Source organism: Pedobacter sp. HDW13 (assembly GCF_011303555.1).
Lineage (GTDB): Bacteria > Bacteroidota > Bacteroidia > Sphingobacteriales > Sphingobacteriaceae > Pedobacter.
This window is the reverse complement of sequence record NZ_CP049868.1, coordinates 2,209,129-2,224,471: the sequence shown is the minus strand read 5'-3', so window position 1 is coordinate 2,224,471 and position 15,343 is coordinate 2,209,129. Positions and strand designations below refer to the sequence as shown.

Below are 15,343 nucleotides of genomic sequence, written 5' to 3'. Positions count from 1 at the left end.
ATACCTTTGTTAAATGTTAGATTCAGCTTTTTTCGACCAGGTTTTTTGGGGCAATACCGTAAAGGCCTACTTCCTTTTTGGCGGCATACTTTTTTTAGGTTTAATATTTAAAAGGATCGTTTCGAGGCTATTAAGTCGCTTGCTGTTTAAGCTTTTCCGTAGCTTTTCAAGCCAATCGCACAACGATGCTTTTGTGGCTCTGCTCATCAGGCCTATTGAGGTTTTTATCCTCTTAACTACACTTTACCTTTCTATTAATCAGTTAAAACACCCTTTAGAAGTAACAGTATTCCATTACAGTAAACTCATTGGCAAGGTTAAAGAGCAGATTCCGGTAACCATCGGTGATTGTATAGACAGGATATTCCTTTTTATGATTATCCTTTCCATTTTCTGGATCATTTTAAGGATAATCGATTTTATCAGTCACGTATTGCTCTACAAAGCATCGTTAACCGAAGATAAAGCCGACGACCAGTTGGTGCCTTTCCTGAAAGAGCTTTTTAAAACCATTGTTATTTTTATCGGCTTTTTTACCCTGCTTGGCTTCGTTTTCGAAGTAAATGTGCTTACCCTGATTACTGGTTTAGGTATTGGCGGTATCGCGATTGCACTGGCTGCAAAAGAAAGTTTAGAGAACCTTATCGGATCGTTTACTATCTTTTTGGATAAACCTTTTACGGTTGGAGACCTTGTAAAAGTTGATGGTGTAGAAGGAACGGTAGAAAAAGTGGGGTTTAGAAGCACGAGGATCAGAACGTCAGAAAAAACGATGGCAACCATTCCCAATCGCGGGATGATTGATGGTGTGCTGGAAAATTTATCGTTGCGGAACTCGCGTAAGGTATCTTTTATTATTGGCCTTACGTACGAAACCAACTCAACATCGCTGCGGAAAATCATTACCGAAATAGAAAGTTATATTAACAGCCATAAGGGCACCAGCGACGATGGAAATGCCTCTTTTAAAAGCTTTGGCGACTCAGGTTTAAACGTAGAGGTAAATTACTTTGTAACGGAGCTCAATTACTCCGAATTCCTTCAAATCAGGCAGGAAATTAACCTCGAGATAATGGATATCGTAATGCGCAATAAATCTGATTTCGCCTACCCTACGCAACGGTTGATTAGTGACAGGGTGGTTTCGCAGGGCGATAATACGGAGGTTGGCAACGATACGACGGATTAAAAATCCTCAGGTCGCGATTACAAATCGTGACCAACACAAAATCTTTGTCATGGAAAGTGTCTTCACGAGCCATAATGTTTACAATAATAAGTAAAGCATAAAGTTATTAGAAAAGCAAGGAGAGTGCTGCTATTGAAGTTTGTTCCTGCTATTCGCTCCAAGTCCTCGCTGCGCTGCGGGCTTTTTGCTACTATCAGGTTTACAAGGCAAAGCCTGGGTTTCAAACCGGTAAGCAAAATAAAAAAGGATACAAAAAAGCCGGTTCAGCAAATCCTGAACCGGCTTTTTAATGCGTTATAAGTTTATGGTTTAGCTTAAAGTAGCCAGGGTTGTTATTCCCCCTTTAACCACCTGGTTAAGCTCTACATTAACTTTAGTGCCTACTGGAAGAAACACATCAACTCGCGAGCCAAATTTAATAAAACCAAATTGTTCTGTTTGTACCACTTGGTCGCCTTCTTTTACGTACCATACAATCCGGCGTGCTAATGCACCCGCAATTTGACGGAACAATACCGGAGTACCGTTTTTATGTTCTACAACCGTAGTTGTACGCTCATTCTCTGTAGAAGATTTTGGGTTCCAGGCTGCAAGGTATTTGCCCGGGTGATATTTAAAGAATTTAACCACACCCGAGATAGGGTTACGGTTAATGTGCACATTAATTGGCGACATAAAGATTGACACCTGTAAACGTTTATCTTTAAAATATTCGCCTTCTTCCGTCTCTTCAATTACTACAACTTTACCATCTGCCGGGCAAATAACCAGGTTTTCGCCTGATGAAAAGCTGCGGCTGGGATTACGGAAAAACTGCAGAACAATGATAAACAAGGCGGCAGAAAAAATGTAAACAAACCAGCGTAACCAGGTTATGTCATGGTATTTATAATCAACAATTGCGTTGATAACAAAAATAAACAATATGCTTATGGCGATAGTGGTGTAGCCTTCTTTGTGTATGGTCATTGTAGTGCGAATTATTGCGCAAAGGTGCGAAAAATAAATTAATACAATCTAAAAATTATACCTCGGTAGCCCGGTAAATATCGTTCAGGTTTCTGCCAAGTCCGTTATAATCCAGTCCGTAGCCAACAACAAACTCGTTGGGTATCTCAAAGCCCACATATTCAAGTGCTTCTATTTCGTACTGCAATGCACTTGGTTTAAGTAAAAGCGTACTTACTTTTACCGATGCGGGTTTCTTTTCTTTAATGGTTTTTAAAATGTGGGTTAAGGTTAGACCCGTATCTACAATATCTTCTACAATAATCACATCACGGCCTGAAATATCTTCCGGTAATCCAATTAGTTCTTTCACCTTACCAGAGCTTGATGTGCCTTGGTATGAGGCTACACGCATAAAAGCAATTTCGCAGGGAACAGTAATTTCTTTAATCAGATCGGCCATAAATAAAAAGCTACCGTTTAATACCCCAATAAATAAAGGGCATTTTCCTTCGTAATCTACATTCATCTGGATGCCCAGCAAGCGAATCCTTTTGTTTATGGTGTCATTTTCTAAAAAAATCTCGAATTCTTTATCCTCTACTTTTATTTTGTGCATACTGCTTTGTTGTTGTTTGAAAAGTGTTTTAATGTTGGAAGGCTGTAATGTTATTGCAGGTCATTGCTTTACTGTTCGATTGTTAGCAGAAATGGTTGGTCGTATAAATCGGCTAACCGGTTAATTATTTGAGCAACTGCCAATTGTAAGCTGTGAACCGGTAACTCAACTCCAGCCTCCAAACTCCCAGCTCAAAACTACTGCCCCTGACTTTTCTCCAATTCCTTTTGTCTTCTTCGTTCTTCCCGACGTTCCTGTCTCAACTGCTTTTTTGATTTGGCAGTATCCGGTCCGGCAACGGGCTTAACGGTAGTTGTATCTTTTTTAGATCCGCCACCAAAAATACGGTCGAACAAGCTTTTGTTTTTGTCCTGCATAATTACCGGAGGTAATCCATCCTCGTCATCATCGAAAGCTGTGGTGTCGATTACGGCGGTATCAGGTGCCAGATATTGACGCAAGCCTTCTCTTAAGCGTACATTGTAGAAACCATAACCAGATGTATCGCTCGCAGTCAGGCCCCTTCGGGCCATAATATTACCCATAAACCTGAAGTAGTTAAACATGTAAGGTTTCAAGCTTCCATCGGCCATAAATTTATACATCGAAGCCTTCGGTTTAGGTACAATACTGGCTAAAAATAAGCCATCGCCAATGGTTAAGTCAGCTGGCTGTTTGCCAAAATAATATCTCGAGGCCTCACCTATTCCGTAAATATTCTGGCCAAGCTCCATAATGTTGAAATAAACCTCCAACATGCGTTGCTTGCTTACCAAATGGTTATGCTCAATAAGCCAAACAATTAAAATTTCTTCAGCTTTACGGGCCAATGTTTTTTGACGGCTTAAATACACATTTTTAACCAGCTGCATGCTGATGGTGCTGCCACCGCGCTTAAACTTCTTTTCTTTAAAATTTACAGCGATCGATTTACGGATAGACTCTTCAACAAAGCCGTTGTGTGTAAAAAACGAAGGATCTTCGGCGGTTAATACCGCATTGATGAAGTTTTTCGATATGGCCGAAAGTGGGGTGAAATTGGGATTTGCCGGACCAATGGTGATGTCGCGCATTGGTTTTCCATATTCGTAAGGCGTGTAAACGAAGGGGCCGTTGATTTTTTGCAAGTTGGTTTTGCCCCATTGCACAATCTTAAAATCGACTGGGGTAAGTGTAGAACTAAAACGAACGCTGTCTGGAATTTTGGTGTCGAGATAAAAATTGAGGTTATATTTTACCTTGCCCTGAACCCTCAAACCTTCTAATGATTCGAACAAGCCTTGTGGAAAAGCATTCAAAACGGCTTGTGCATCCTGCTCCTCGGCATTTAATTTAAGCTCGTAAATTTTGTTTTTACCCAGTGTGTATTTGATATAAGGGTGGATCTGCGCATTTTTTAAATAAGCAGTTGATGTACTATCCAATGCAATATAATTTGGACCCACTAAAATGTCAGCATCCAATTTGGCACTTTGTACCACAATATCGTTCGAGGCAATTCGCGGCTGATTAACGAGCATGTTTTTAACAGACCATGAGCCCGAAATTTTATAATCATCGCCACTATATTTGGCGTTTTTAAGCTCAGTTTGCAGAGTATCAAAGCTTAATTTGGCGTGTAATTTATTGTTCAGGTATGGCAGTTCAAGTTTTTTTCCATCAGCATAAGCCATAAAGCTTAATTCTTTGCTGCCTGGGTTAACGTAGCCGTTAACATGCCACATCGATTCGCCATTATTTACATTAATGCTTGATTTCAGGTCTCCCCCATCAATAACGGCTTCAGTGTCAAAGGTTAATTTGGCTGTGTCATGGTCGTTCAGTTTAAAAACCATGTTTTTCACATCCATATCATCAGGTATTTTGTACAAAACCTGATTTAAAATGTTGCTGGCTATTTCTGAAAGGTTGACCTTGTTTTTAGTTGCAGTGCTGTCTTTTTTCTTTCTTTTTAAAATGAAATCGATGTTGGTGGTCGAATCTTTTAGCACAATGCTTACAAAGCCCTGGTTTAATTTTACTTCCGAAAGCTTAACATGACCGAATATAAGCGGGAAAAGTTTTACCGATACACTCAGCTCGCCAATGTTAGAAAGGGTGTCTCTTTCTTTGGGGACAACGGAAATAGCGGTCATTTTTACAGTACTTAAGCCGGTAAAGCCAGCAGAACCAATTTTAACCTCCAAACCATAATCTTTATCGGCTTTGGCAATGGCCTTGGCCACCATTTTTTTAAGCAGTGCTTCTCTTTTGCTATAGGCTACGGCGCCAAGCGCAATGCAAATAACCATAAACACACCTAAAACCCAGGCTCCGATTTTTAAATATTTTTTAGGGATCTTAATTTTTGGTATGCGCATATAGTCGTTAAAATGGTTAATTGCTTAAACGTAACAATTAAATGTTTATTTCGTGTTAAAATTACAGTTTAAAAGCCTAAATAAAAGTATTTATGGCTATGTTTTGTTAATTTTGAATTTAAATTTATACAATGCAGATTAGCCCGCAACAAGTTTTAGATGCGCTTAAAAATGTCGAAGATCCCGATCTTAAAAAAGATTTGGTAACCTTAAACATGATTAAGGATTTACAGATTACCGATAACCAGGTTAGTTTTACCTTAGAGCTTACCACCCCAGCATGTCCTATGAAGGATATGCTAAAAAATGCCTGTACCAATGCTGTTAAGCATTTTGTATCGCCAACGGTAGAAGTTATCATTAATGTAACCTCGAGGGTTACCCAGCCAACCAATTCATCCTCGTTAGATAACATCAAGAATATCATTTTGGTTTCATCGGGGAAAGGTGGGGTTGGAAAATCGACTGTATCAAGCAATCTGGCTGTTGTTTTGGCTAAGGATGGTGCTAAAGTGGGTTTAATTGATGCTGATATTTACGGCCCATCGGTACCAACCATGTTCGATCTGGTAGATGCTAAACCTGGTGCCGAAGAAACAGCCGATGGGAAGACTAAAATTTTACCTATCGAAAAGTATGGCATTAAATTGCTATCGCTCGGCTTTTTTGCCGATCCCGGTCAGCCGGTGCCATGGCGTGGGCCAATGGCTTCGAATGCTGTAAAACAATTGTTTAACGATACCAACTGGGGCGAGCTCGATTATTTAATTGTCGATCTTCCTCCGGGTACAGGCGATATACACATTACCATTACGCAAAGCTTCCCAATTTCTGGCGCTGTTGTGGTAACTACGCCACAACAAGTAGCACTGGCCGATACACATAAAGGTTTGGCCATGTTCAGGATGCCAGGAATTAATATTCCGATTTTGGGAGTTATAGAAAACATGTCGTATTTTACACCAGAAGAACTGCCGGAAAACAAATATTATATCTTCGGAAAAGGTGGCGGAACCAAGCTGGCCGAGCGTTTCGATGTGCCGTTTTTGGGTGAAATCCCAATTGTACAGAGCATTTCGGAGGCTGGCGATAGGGGTAAACCGGTAGCATTAAACCAAAACCCTTTGCTGGACGGAATATTCGGCGATATTGCAAGTAAAATTGCACAGCAAATCTCCATCAACAACGCACAAATGGTGAATTGCTAAAAAATTACTATTTTTATAAATTAAAAGATACATAATGAATTTAACAGAGCAAGTAGAACAGGCATTGGAAACTATCAGACCTTATTTAAAGGCTGACGGAGGGGATGTTTCTGTTGAAGAAATTACAGCTGAAGGAACGGTAAAGCTTAAGCTTTTAGGCAACTGCGGTTCGTGCCCAATGAGTTTCATGACCATGAAATCGGGTATTGAACAGGCTATTATGAAGGCTGTGCCAGAAATTACTTCGGTAGTTGCTGTAAACATGGCCGAGCAAGAATAGCTTTAACACTATTTAACAAGGAAGTTTTATTAATAAAATTACTTTTGTCTTAATGAGATATTGTGTTGCCCTAATCTGCCTAATTTTTTCTGTCACCGCTTTTGCACAACAAAAGCCGGCACAGGATAAACTCATCCAGTTTTCGGGGATTATTACCGATATTGATAGTTCAAATGTGATCCCTTATGTTACGATTACCAACCTTTCGGCCAAAAGCAAAAGGGTTGCCGCCGATTACAGGGGATACTTTACTTTTATTGTAAATCCTGGCGATACCATTTTGTTTACCGCCATTGGTTATAAGAAATTTTCAACCATAATACCCGAAGGTACACCTGATAATAAATACACCATTATGGTTAAGTTGAAATCGAATGTGATCGATTTGCCATCGGTGAGGGTATTTCCGTGGGCAACCACCGAAGAATTTACCCGCGAGTTTCTATCGATGAAACTGGCTGATGATGACATGGCTATCGCCAAAAAGAACCTTTCGCGCTCGTCAATTAATGGTTTAATCCAAACCTTACCACGCGACGGACAGGAAATTGGTAGCCAGAATTATCGCTATAATTTCGATAGGATGATTAACAAAAACATGGTTCAAACCAATCCATTGTTAAATCCTTTTGCCTGGGGTAAGTTGATGCAGCAAATCTTTGATGGGGATAAGAGCAGGACGAATTAGTTTGGCTTAACATGAAGTTTTTCCCGTCCCAAGCGTTCGTGTTAAACACTAATATTTCGGCCAATAGCGCTTGGAATAATTTGTCGGAATCCCTATCAAATGGTCAAAATATTTCTACCGGTTTCTTTTCCCGAAACCAAAATACTGCACCTTTTAAAGGTCATGTTTTTCAGGGTAAATTTAATATACAGAGGAATTTGTCTTATCGAAACTCTTTTCAGGCAGGTATTTCTGGAGAAATTTTTGAGGATGGCAGTGGCAGTAAAATAGAAGTTAGTTTGAATTTAGCCCCATTCGTAAAAGTATTTTTAATCATTTGGTGTTCATTTACTTCAATTTTCTGTATAATGTTTCTTTTTGGTGCTATAAATGCCAAAGACCCTAATCTTGCTTTTGGATCACTAATTCCATTAGGAATGCTTGGTTTTTGCTATTTGATAGTTTCGGTTGGCTTTAAATCTGATTGCGAAGAATGCCGTAGAGCTTTAAATGTTGTATTTAAAGTTGAATCTCAGTCTGTTTTTCAAGGAAAAGGCTGGAAGAATGATTTTTAATTTATACTCTCCTAAATGCGCAACCTATCGTAGATTGTCAGGAGATTTTCAAAAGCAATAAGGATCCTGAAACAAGTTTAGGAAAACGGAACGCAATAAAAAAGGAAAACGTTTCCATTTTCCCTCTTACATCTTCCATCAGAACCTATCTTTTCTTGCTTTTGTTCGGAAACTTCATTTTATAATCGGTTTTGATATTTCCTTTTGAAATAGCATCCAGTTTACTTTTAAGCATTGTTTTGCGGAGTACACTCACCTTATCGGTAAATAATTTTCCTTCAATGTGGTCGTATTCGTGTTGTATTACGCGGGCGGCTAATCCATCAACATCTTCGGTATGCTCTACCCAGTTTTCATCGAAAAAACTAACTTTGATGTTCGGCTTGCGTAAAATGTTTTCCCTGATATCGGGAATGCTTAGACAACCTTCATTAAAACTCCAGGGCTCGCCGGTTTCTTCTAAAATCTCAGGGTTTATAAATACTCTTTTATAGCCTTTTGTTCCATCTTCGTCATCGCCAGTATCAACAATGAATAAACGGATGGGTAAACCAATTTGTGGCGCTGCCAGGCCTACACCATTTGCATAATACATGGTGTCGAACATGTCGCTAATCAATTGTTTTAATTCAGGGTAATCTTTATCTATTTCGGTTCCTATCTTTTTTAGAACAGGATCTCCGTAAGCTACTATTGGTAATTTCATTGTATTCTATTTTGTTCCCACAGGTTCTGTGATCCGGATAAGTTTCTTAAGCCTATCTGTGTTTATTGATCTGTGGTTAATTTAATGCAAATTTAACAATTATTCTGCTATTGGCGAGAATGTAAAGATATTCAACCGGTCGATATCGAGCACTTCGTTTACTACCTGCGCCATCTGATTGGTGGTAACGGCATTAATTTTTTCAAAAACGGTTTCGAGCGAATCAATTTTGTTATGGTCGATGAGGCTTTTGGCCATTGATATAATTAAACCAATCCTATTTTCTTCGCCGAGCGCTATCTGTCCAATAAATTTGTTTTTAGCCTTTTGCAGCTGCAGTTCATTTAAGGGGTTATCTTTTAATTTTTTAATTTCTTTAAATATAAGCGAAAGTGCTTTTGCCTGTTTTTCTTTATCTGTTCCGAAATAAATCGAAAAAATGCCGGTATCGCTTAATGGCGAAAAATTAGATTCAATGGTATAGGCAATACCGTATTTTTCTCTGATTTGCAGGTTTAAAACCGAGCTCATGCCATTGCCGCCAAAATAGTTGTTCAATAACATTAAAGGTACTTTTTCCGATTGATGTGTGGTATAGGCCTGCGTGCCTAAAATACAGTGTGCCTGCATAATCGGCTTGTAAATGGTTGTGCTGCTTTGTACCAGAATGCGTGGTTTTGCTCTTTGCTGATCGGGCGCATTCTCCTCAACATCAGCAAAATGTTTGCTTCCTTTATTTACAATGTTTTTTAGGGAATAGTTGCCCAAAACAGCTACCACAATTTGGTTGGTGCGGTAATTGGCTTTCCTGAAATTGATTACATCCTCTCGCGTAAATTGCTGAACGGATTCGGTTGTGCCCAAAATATTGTTTCCCAGCGGGTGACCTGCAAACAGCATATCCTCAAAATCATCATTAATGGCTTCTTCGGGCTGATCGAGGTACGAGGCAATTTCATCCAAAATCACACTTTTTTCTTTATCCATTTCATCTTCGGGGAAAGTAGAGTGAAAGATGATATCGTTAAAGAGTTCTAAAGTGCGGTCTAAATAAGGATTTAAAAAAGAAGCATGTACACAGGTATATTCTTTGGTAGTATATGCGTTTAAATCGGCACCAATGCTTTCCAGGCGGTTTAAAATTTGGTTGGTACTGCGTTTTTCGGTGCGCTTAAAAATTAGGTGCTCGATAAAATGTGCCAAGCCTGCTTTCTGATCGGGTTCATCGCGCGAACCGGTATTGATAATGATGCAGGCATGCGATATGGCTGAAGCCGATGGCACATGCAATAAGCGGATGCCATTGGGTAAAGTATGAACATTGTATTCCATTGAGGTGCAAAGATAAGGCTAATTGCTTACAAAGCCTCTGTATCCGGGTATTGCAATTGTAAGGCAGAAATCAATTTATCTTTAGTTGGCCTTTTAAGTGCTAAAAAAATAAAATTAGCTACACCAAAAATTAAAAAGAACGAGTTGTGGGTGATGAAAAAACCAACGATGTTAAACAATGCACCGCCTTCTAAGAGTGCCGAACTAATAATGAAAGCACTTTGGTACATGTTAATTTTGGTATCAACAGGGGCCGTTTTATCTATTTTTGCCATTAAATTCCTGAAAAAGAAGATGCTTGCGGAAATGGTGATTAATCCCATGATCGGAAATATCGGGTTAAACGGCGAAGTGGTTTTTGGGTTAGCATCGAAAAAGATGATTTCGCGGTTAAGAAAAATAGTTACCAGGGCGAATAAGAAAACGCCCGAGCATAATGCCAGGTGAATGGTCTGGAGTGTTTTTAGTTTGGTATTCATTGTAGGTTTGTAATTTATGATCTGGAAAGGTACGTCATCTCGACCGCAGTGGAGAGATCTTTTTAGATTTATGCTCAAAGATTTCTCGACTTCGTTTCACTCCGTTCGAAATGACGATCCTGATAAAATTTATTTTTCTATTCCCTCCAGCGCAAATAAAAATGCCCATCTTAACGAAACATCTTTAAGGTAATCGAAACGGCCCGATGCGCCGCCGTGGCCAAATTCCATATTGGTTTTTAGCAATAAAACATTTTTATCGGTTTTGGTTGCCCTTAATTTGGCTACCCATTTGGCTGGCTCAAAATACTGCACCTGACTATCGTGCAGCCCTGTGGTAACCAGGATGTTCGGATAAGCTTTTTTCTCTACGTTTTCGTAGGGCGAGTAGCTTTTCATGTAATCGTAAGCCGCTTTTTGTTTTGGATTGCCCCACTCGTCGAATTCGTTGGTGGTTAGTGGAATGCTTTCATCCAGCATAGTGTTAATCACATCAACAAAAGGCACATCGGCAATTACACCATTCCATAAATCGGGCGCAATATTAACCACGGCGCCCATTAATAAGCCGCCAGCACTGCCGCCATGCGCATACAAATGACCTTTTGAGGTATATTTTTGCTCAATCAGGTACTCTCCAGCTGCAATAAAATCGGTAAAGGTATTTTTCTTCTTCATCAGTTTACCGTCTTCGTACCACTGGCGACCCATTTCCTGTCCGCCGCGGATATTGGCAATGGCAAATACAAAGCCCCGGTTAAGCAAACTTAAACGTGGCGATGAAAAGTAAACATCAGAATTTGATCCATAAGAGCCGTAGCCATAAAGTAGCAGTGGCGAATTTCCGTTTTTCTCAAAACCTTTTTTATAGACTAAAGCAATTGGAACTTTGATGCCATCTTTAGCTGTAGCAAAAACACGTTCTGTTACATAATCTTTGGGGTTGTAACCGCCTACAACCTCCTGTTGTTTCATTAGTTTCTGATCTTTTTTGATCAGGTTGTAATCGTAAACCGAATTGGGTGTGGTTAACGAAGTATAGTTATAACGCAAAGCAGTGCTGTTGTATTCAGGATTTGCACCTACCCCGGCATCATAAACAGGTTCGTCAAATTTAATGTAATAGTCGCTACCGTCTTTTTTCAATACACGCAGTTCGGTTAGGCCATTTTTGCGTTCAGTTAAAACAGTATAGTCTTTAAATTCCTCCGCTCCTTCTAACAATACATCGGCACGGTGTGGAACTACCTCTTTCCAGTTTTCTTTTGCGGTTTTATCTAATGGGCATTCCATTAATCGGAAGTTTTTGGCATTCCAGTTAGTCAGAATCAAAAACTTATCATCAACGGGCATTACATCGTACAAGACATCTTTTGAGCGGGCTGCAAAAACTTTAAACGGCGTCTCAGGATGGTCGGCATCAATCATCTTATATTCGGCGGTTAATGTTCCCTGCGAAACAATGAAGATAAACCTGCCGTTTTTCGACTTACCTACACCGATATAATTGGTGTTATCTTGCTCATTGTAAACCACCGCATCAGCTTTGGCATCGGTACCGAGCACATGTTTTTTAATTTTCTCGCTCAGTAAAGTAACCGGATTCTTCGAAGTGTAAAAGAATGTTTTGTTATCATTTGCCCAGGCAACCCCACCTTCTGTATTGGGGATGGCATCTTTTAATATTTCACCTGTTTCTAAATTTTTAATATTAATGGTGTACTGGCGGCGCGATACCTGGTCTACCCCAAAAGCCAGCAATTTATTATCAGGACTTACACTAAAACCAGTTGCACTGTAATAAGCATGCCCTTTTGCCAGGTTATCTACATCCAGTAATACCTCTTCTGGTGCGGTTAAACTCCTTTTTTTGCGGCAATATTTATAATACTGCTGGCCATCCTCGGTACGCGAGTAATAAAAATAGCCGTTTTTGAAAACAGGTACTGATTCATCTTTTTCTTTAATCCGGCCTTTCATTTCCTTAAAAAGATCAGCCTGAAACTTATCCGTACTTTTCATCATCGTATCGAGGTAAGCATTTTCGGCTTTCAGGTAATTCACAACCTTTGTACTATCCGGACCTTTTTTAAAATAGTCAATCATCCAGTAGTAGTTGTCTACTACAGTATCGCCATGTACAGTTCTTTGGTGAGGTATAATTTCGGCCACAGGAGCTTTGGCATCTGGCCATTTAATCGCTTTCATTTCTTTTTTTTGAGGGTGGTTACACGCCATAATTGCGCTAAGCAACATTAGCCCTGGTAAGATACGTTTCATTATGATTCGATTTTAGGTTTAATGCAATTTAATAATTTAGTTTAATAGTTCATTAGTGGAGAGGTGGTTAAGCGGTTAATTGTCTAAACCGGTTAACTGCTTACAACAATCTGTTAACTGAAAATTGGTTAATCAACACCTAACGTAAAAGACTTAATGCCAAACTAATTATCATTTTCATAAAAATCCATTAAGCCTATAGATATTGCCCTTTATTAGAAAAAAACGTGTTAAATTGCCACATCAAATTGTTTTTAGCATAAAATGAAATCCGGGTATAAAAAAATTGTTGTAAAAGTAGGTTCGAATGTAATTACTCAGGAAAACGGACTGCCCGATGAAAACCGGATTCAGCATCTGGTAAATCAACTTGCAGAGATTAAAAAACGCGGTATCGAAGTAATTTTGGTATCTTCAGGCGCAGTTGCATCAGGTAGAAGTTTAATTAAGGTTGCTGAAAAACAGGATGCAGTAACCACCCGGCAATTGCTGGCTGCCATTGGTCAGGTAAAACTGATTAACACCTATTCTAATTTCTTTGCCGAACATGCGATAAAATGCGCGCAGGTGCTCGTAACTAAAGAAGATTTTCGCGACAGAGCGCATTATTTAAACATGAAAAACTGCCTGCAGATTTTATTGCAGAACGAAGTGATTCCGGTGGTGAATGAAAATGATGTGGTATCGGTTACCGAGTTGATGTTTACCGACAATGATGAACTGGCAGGCTTAATTGCCTCAATGTTAAATGCCGATGCTTTGATTATTTTATCGAATGTTAACGGGATCTACAACGGCGACCCAAAATTGAAGGTTCGGAGGTTATTCAGGAAATTAATGGCTCGGTTGCTAATCTGGCTTCTTTTATCCAAACCGGTAAATCTCAATTTGGGCGTGGTGGTATGATTACCAAATCGACAATGGCCCAAAAGGTAGCTAAATTGGGTATTACGGTTCATATTGCTAACGGCACTAAAGATCATGTATTAACCAGTTTGCTCAATAACGAGCTGGTGCATACTCGCTTTGTACCCGAGAAAAGTAAATCGGGCAAGAAAAAATGGATTGCTCATTCAGAAACGGCAGCAACAGGTGTCGTAAAACTAAACGATGGTGCAAAAATGGTATTAACCTCCGGTAAGGCCACCAGCTTATTACCCGTTGGGATTATTGAAATACAAACCGACTTTTTAAAAGGAGATATCATTAAAATTGTTGACGAACAAAATAATTTAATTGGCTTAGGCATTGCAGAATACGGATCGGATAAGGCCCGTGAGCGCATTGGACAGAAAAAACAAAAAGCACTGGTACACTACGATTACTTTTACTCGGCTATTTAGGATAGGTCGTCATCCTGAACTTGTTTCAGACATGCTGAAATAAATTCAGCATGACAGATCTTAAAATAAAAGAAAATGAATTACAAACAATACTTCGAAAAGGCACAGCAGGCCAGCCGAACCATGGTTAGCCTGGCTAAAGAAACCATCAACACGGTTTTAACAGATGTGGCTGCTGCTTTGGTGGTCAATGCTGATAAAATTCTTACTGAAAACGCTAAGGATTTAGCTAGAATGCCCATAGAAGACCCCAAATACGACCGATTGAAGCTAAGTAAAGAACGCATTGCGGATATTGCAAACGATCTTAAAAATGTTGCCGGCTTAAATAGTCCGCTGGGAAAGGTTCTTTCTGATAAAATATTAGATAACCAACTGCATATCCAAAAGGTTAGTGTGCCATTGGGAGTTGTTGGCGTAATTTATGAAGCCCGCCCGAATGTTACTGCCGATGTATTTTCGCTATGCTTTAAAACCGGTAACGTAGCGGTGCTAAAAGGCGGTAGCGATGCTGAACTTTCAAATCTGGCCATTACCAAAATCATTCACGGTGTACTAGATGATCACGCCATTAGCCGTGATGTACTCACCCTTTTACCTGCAGAACGTACTGCAACCGAAGCTTTATTGAATGCACGGGGTTTTGTGGATGTATTGATTCCGCGGGGAAGTCAATCACTGATTAATTACGTGCGCGAAAACAGTAAAATTCCGGTAATTGAAACTGGTGCAGGGATTGTACACACCTATTTTGACGAATCGGGCGATTTGGGGAAAGGCAAAGCCATAATTTTTAATGCGAAAACGCGTAGGGTAAGTGTGTGTAATTCGCTGGATTGCGTGCTGATTAACGAAAACAGACTGAATGACCTGTCTGCTCTTTTATCTCCTTTGGCAGATGGAAATGTAGAACTGTTTGCCGATGAAAAAAGCTACGCAGCTTTGCAAGCTACTTACCCGGCTTCATTGTTAAACCAGGCCACGCCCGAACATTTTGGCACAGAGTTTTTATCGTTAAAACTAGCGGTTAAAATGGTAAACAATCTGAATGAGGCATTGAACCATATTGCCACTTACAGTTCGAAACATAGCGAGGCCATTATTTCTGAAGATGCGGCTAATATTGCCCGGTTTTTAAATGAGGTAGATGCTGCTGCGGTTTATGCCAATGCTTCAACAGGCTTTACCGATGGTGCACAATTTGGTCTGGGAGCCGAAATTGGCATTAGTACACAAAAACTTCACGCCCGCGGTCCAATGGGCTTAGAAGAACTTACCAGCTATAAGTGGGTGGTAAGAGGCGATGGGCAAATAAGAGGGTAATAATTGATGAAAGATGTAAGAGGTAGAATGGAAT

At 39.7% G+C, this 15,343-nt stretch carries 15 protein-coding genes; 8 read left to right on the top strand and 7 right to left on the bottom strand.

Annotated features, from left to right (window positions below; all coding sequences use genetic code 11):
- Positions 1 to 13 precede the first annotated feature (13 nt).
- Positions 14 to 1,189: a mechanosensitive ion channel family protein gene (locus G7074_RS09325; protein WP_124558986.1), complete on the top strand. Its 1,176-nt coding sequence runs from the start codon at positions 14 to 16 to the stop codon at positions 1,187 to 1,189.
- 309 nt (positions 1,190 to 1,498) lie between these two features.
- On the opposite strand, the gene G7074_RS09320 is transcribed toward G7074_RS09325, so the two are convergent.
- From G7074_RS09320 to G7074_RS09310, 3 genes are all read right to left on the bottom strand, one after another.
- The gene (locus tag G7074_RS09320) at positions 1,499 to 2,158 is read right to left on the bottom strand and encodes a phosphatidylserine decarboxylase family protein (protein ID WP_124558987.1); all 660 of its coding nucleotides are present in this window, start codon (positions 2,156 to 2,158) and stop codon (positions 1,499 to 1,501) included.
- A gap of 55 nt (positions 2,159 to 2,213) precedes the next feature.
- A complete protein-coding gene (gene hpt / locus G7074_RS09315) occupies positions 2,214 to 2,756 on the bottom strand; it encodes a hypoxanthine phosphoribosyltransferase (RefSeq protein ID WP_124558988.1) in 543 nt (180 codons plus the stop codon).
- Between the two features lie 197 nt (positions 2,757 to 2,953).
- Complete coding sequence (locus tag G7074_RS09310) at positions 2,954 to 5,116, bottom strand: transglycosylase domain-containing protein (RefSeq protein WP_166208097.1); 2,163 nt, start codon at positions 5,114 to 5,116, stop codon at positions 2,954 to 2,956.
- Positions 5,117 to 5,247: 131 nt separating this feature from the next.
- Between G7074_RS09310 and G7074_RS09305 the strand changes: the two genes are divergently transcribed.
- Genes G7074_RS09305 through G7074_RS09290 form a run of 4 tightly spaced genes read left to right on the top strand, consistent with a single transcriptional unit; the run spans position 5,248 to position 7,846 of the window.
- Positions 5,248 to 6,324 carry an Mrp/NBP35 family ATP-binding protein gene (locus G7074_RS09305; protein ID WP_124558990.1) on the top strand — a complete coding sequence of 359 codons (1,077 nt, stop codon included), beginning with the start codon at positions 5,248 to 5,250 and terminating at the stop codon, positions 6,322 to 6,324.
- Positions 6,325 to 6,358: 34 nt separating this feature from the next.
- Entirely contained in the window at positions 6,359 to 6,604 is a 246-nt protein-coding gene (locus G7074_RS09300) for a NifU family protein (RefSeq protein WP_124558991.1), read from the top strand.
- Between the two features lie 52 nt (positions 6,605 to 6,656).
- The gene (locus tag G7074_RS09295) at positions 6,657 to 7,292 is read left to right on the top strand and encodes a hypothetical protein (protein WP_124558992.1); all 636 of its coding nucleotides are present in this window, start codon (positions 6,657 to 6,659) and stop codon (positions 7,290 to 7,292) included.
- 11 nt (positions 7,293 to 7,303) lie between these two features.
- Entirely contained in the window at positions 7,304 to 7,846 is a 543-nt protein-coding gene (locus tag G7074_RS09290) for a hypothetical protein (protein ID WP_166208095.1), read from the top strand.
- A gap of 145 nt (positions 7,847 to 7,991) precedes the next feature.
- Here the strand turns inward: G7074_RS09290 and def are convergent, their stop codons facing one another.
- The 4 genes from def to G7074_RS09270 all read right to left on the bottom strand — a co-directional run bounded on the left by def (position 7,992) and on the right by G7074_RS09270 (position 12,643).
- Positions 7,992 to 8,552: a peptide deformylase gene (def, locus tag G7074_RS09285; protein ID WP_124558994.1), complete on the bottom strand. Its 561-nt coding sequence runs from the start codon at positions 8,550 to 8,552 to the stop codon at positions 7,992 to 7,994.
- A 99-nt stretch (positions 8,553 to 8,651) separates the two neighbouring features.
- A complete protein-coding gene (locus G7074_RS09280) occupies positions 8,652 to 9,884 on the bottom strand; it encodes a pitrilysin family protein (protein ID WP_124558995.1) in 1,233 nt (410 codons plus the stop codon).
- Positions 9,885 to 9,910: 26 nt separating this feature from the next.
- The gene (locus tag G7074_RS09275; RefSeq protein WP_124558996.1) at positions 9,911 to 10,363 is read right to left on the bottom strand and encodes a hypothetical protein; all 453 of its coding nucleotides are present in this window, start codon (positions 10,361 to 10,363) and stop codon (positions 9,911 to 9,913) included.
- Between the two features lie 129 nt (positions 10,364 to 10,492).
- Positions 10,493 to 12,643, bottom strand: coding sequence for a S9 family peptidase (locus G7074_RS09270; RefSeq protein ID WP_124558997.1), 2,151 nt, complete (start codon positions 12,641 to 12,643; stop codon positions 10,493 to 10,495).
- A gap of 264 nt (positions 12,644 to 12,907) precedes the next feature.
- Here G7074_RS09270 and proB point away from each other — a divergent pair, with 264 nt between their 5' ends.
- The 3 genes from proB (at position 12,908) to G7074_RS09260 (ending at position 15,309) form a co-directional block, all read left to right on the top strand.
- Entirely contained in the window at positions 12,908 to 13,549 is a 642-nt protein-coding gene (proB, locus tag G7074_RS27110) for a glutamate 5-kinase (protein WP_240916514.1), read from the top strand.
- Positions 13,550 to 13,563: 14 nt separating this feature from the next.
- The gene (locus tag G7074_RS27105; protein WP_240916513.1) at positions 13,564 to 13,986 is read left to right on the top strand and encodes a PUA domain-containing protein; all 423 of its coding nucleotides are present in this window, start codon (positions 13,564 to 13,566) and stop codon (positions 13,984 to 13,986) included.
- A gap of 75 nt (positions 13,987 to 14,061) precedes the next feature.
- Complete coding sequence (locus tag G7074_RS09260; protein ID WP_124558999.1) at positions 14,062 to 15,309, top strand: glutamate-5-semialdehyde dehydrogenase; 1,248 nt, start codon at positions 14,062 to 14,064, stop codon at positions 15,307 to 15,309.
- The last annotated feature ends 34 nt before the right edge of the window (positions 15,310 to 15,343 follow it).

Excerpts from the sequence above, each read along its gene's own strand:
- proB (WP_240916514.1), top strand. The coding sequence starts at position 12,908 with ATGAAATCCGGGTATAAAAAAATTGTTGTAAAAGTAGGTTCGAATGTA.
- G7074_RS09270 (WP_124558997.1), bottom strand. The coding sequence starts at position 12,643 with ATGAAACGTATCTTACCAGGGCTAATGTTGCTTAGCGCAATTATGGCG.
- G7074_RS09280 (WP_124558995.1), bottom strand. The coding sequence starts at position 9,884 with ATGGAATACAATGTTCATACTTTACCCAATGGCATCCGCTTATTGCAT.
- G7074_RS09325 (WP_124558986.1), top strand. The coding sequence starts at position 14 with ATGTTAGATTCAGCTTTTTTCGACCAGGTTTTTTGGGGCAATACCGTA.
- G7074_RS09305 (WP_124558990.1), top strand. The coding sequence starts at position 5,248 with ATGCAGATTAGCCCGCAACAAGTTTTAGATGCGCTTAAAAATGTCGAA.
- G7074_RS09300 (WP_124558991.1), top strand. The coding sequence starts at position 6,359 with ATGAATTTAACAGAGCAAGTAGAACAGGCATTGGAAACTATCAGACCT.
- G7074_RS09320 (WP_124558987.1), bottom strand. The coding sequence starts at position 2,158 with ATGACCATACACAAAGAAGGCTACACCACTATCGCCATAAGCATATTG.
- G7074_RS09290 (WP_166208095.1), top strand. The coding sequence starts at position 7,304 with ATGAAGTTTTTCCCGTCCCAAGCGTTCGTGTTAAACACTAATATTTCG.
- G7074_RS09275 (WP_124558996.1), bottom strand. The coding sequence starts at position 10,363 with ATGAATACCAAACTAAAAACACTCCAGACCATTCACCTGGCATTATGC.
- hpt (WP_124558988.1), bottom strand. The coding sequence starts at position 2,756 with ATGCACAAAATAAAAGTAGAGGATAAAGAATTCGAGATTTTTTTAGAA.
- def (WP_124558994.1), bottom strand. The coding sequence starts at position 8,552 with ATGAAATTACCAATAGTAGCTTACGGAGATCCTGTTCTAAAAAAGATA.
- G7074_RS09295 (WP_124558992.1), top strand. The coding sequence starts at position 6,657 with ATGAGATATTGTGTTGCCCTAATCTGCCTAATTTTTTCTGTCACCGCT.
- G7074_RS09310 (WP_166208097.1), bottom strand. The coding sequence starts at position 5,116 with ATGCGCATACCAAAAATTAAGATCCCTAAAAAATATTTAAAAATCGGA.
- G7074_RS27105 (WP_240916513.1), top strand. The coding sequence starts at position 13,564 with ATGGCCCAAAAGGTAGCTAAATTGGGTATTACGGTTCATATTGCTAAC.
- G7074_RS09260 (WP_124558999.1), top strand. The coding sequence starts at position 14,062 with ATGAATTACAAACAATACTTCGAAAAGGCACAGCAGGCCAGCCGAACC.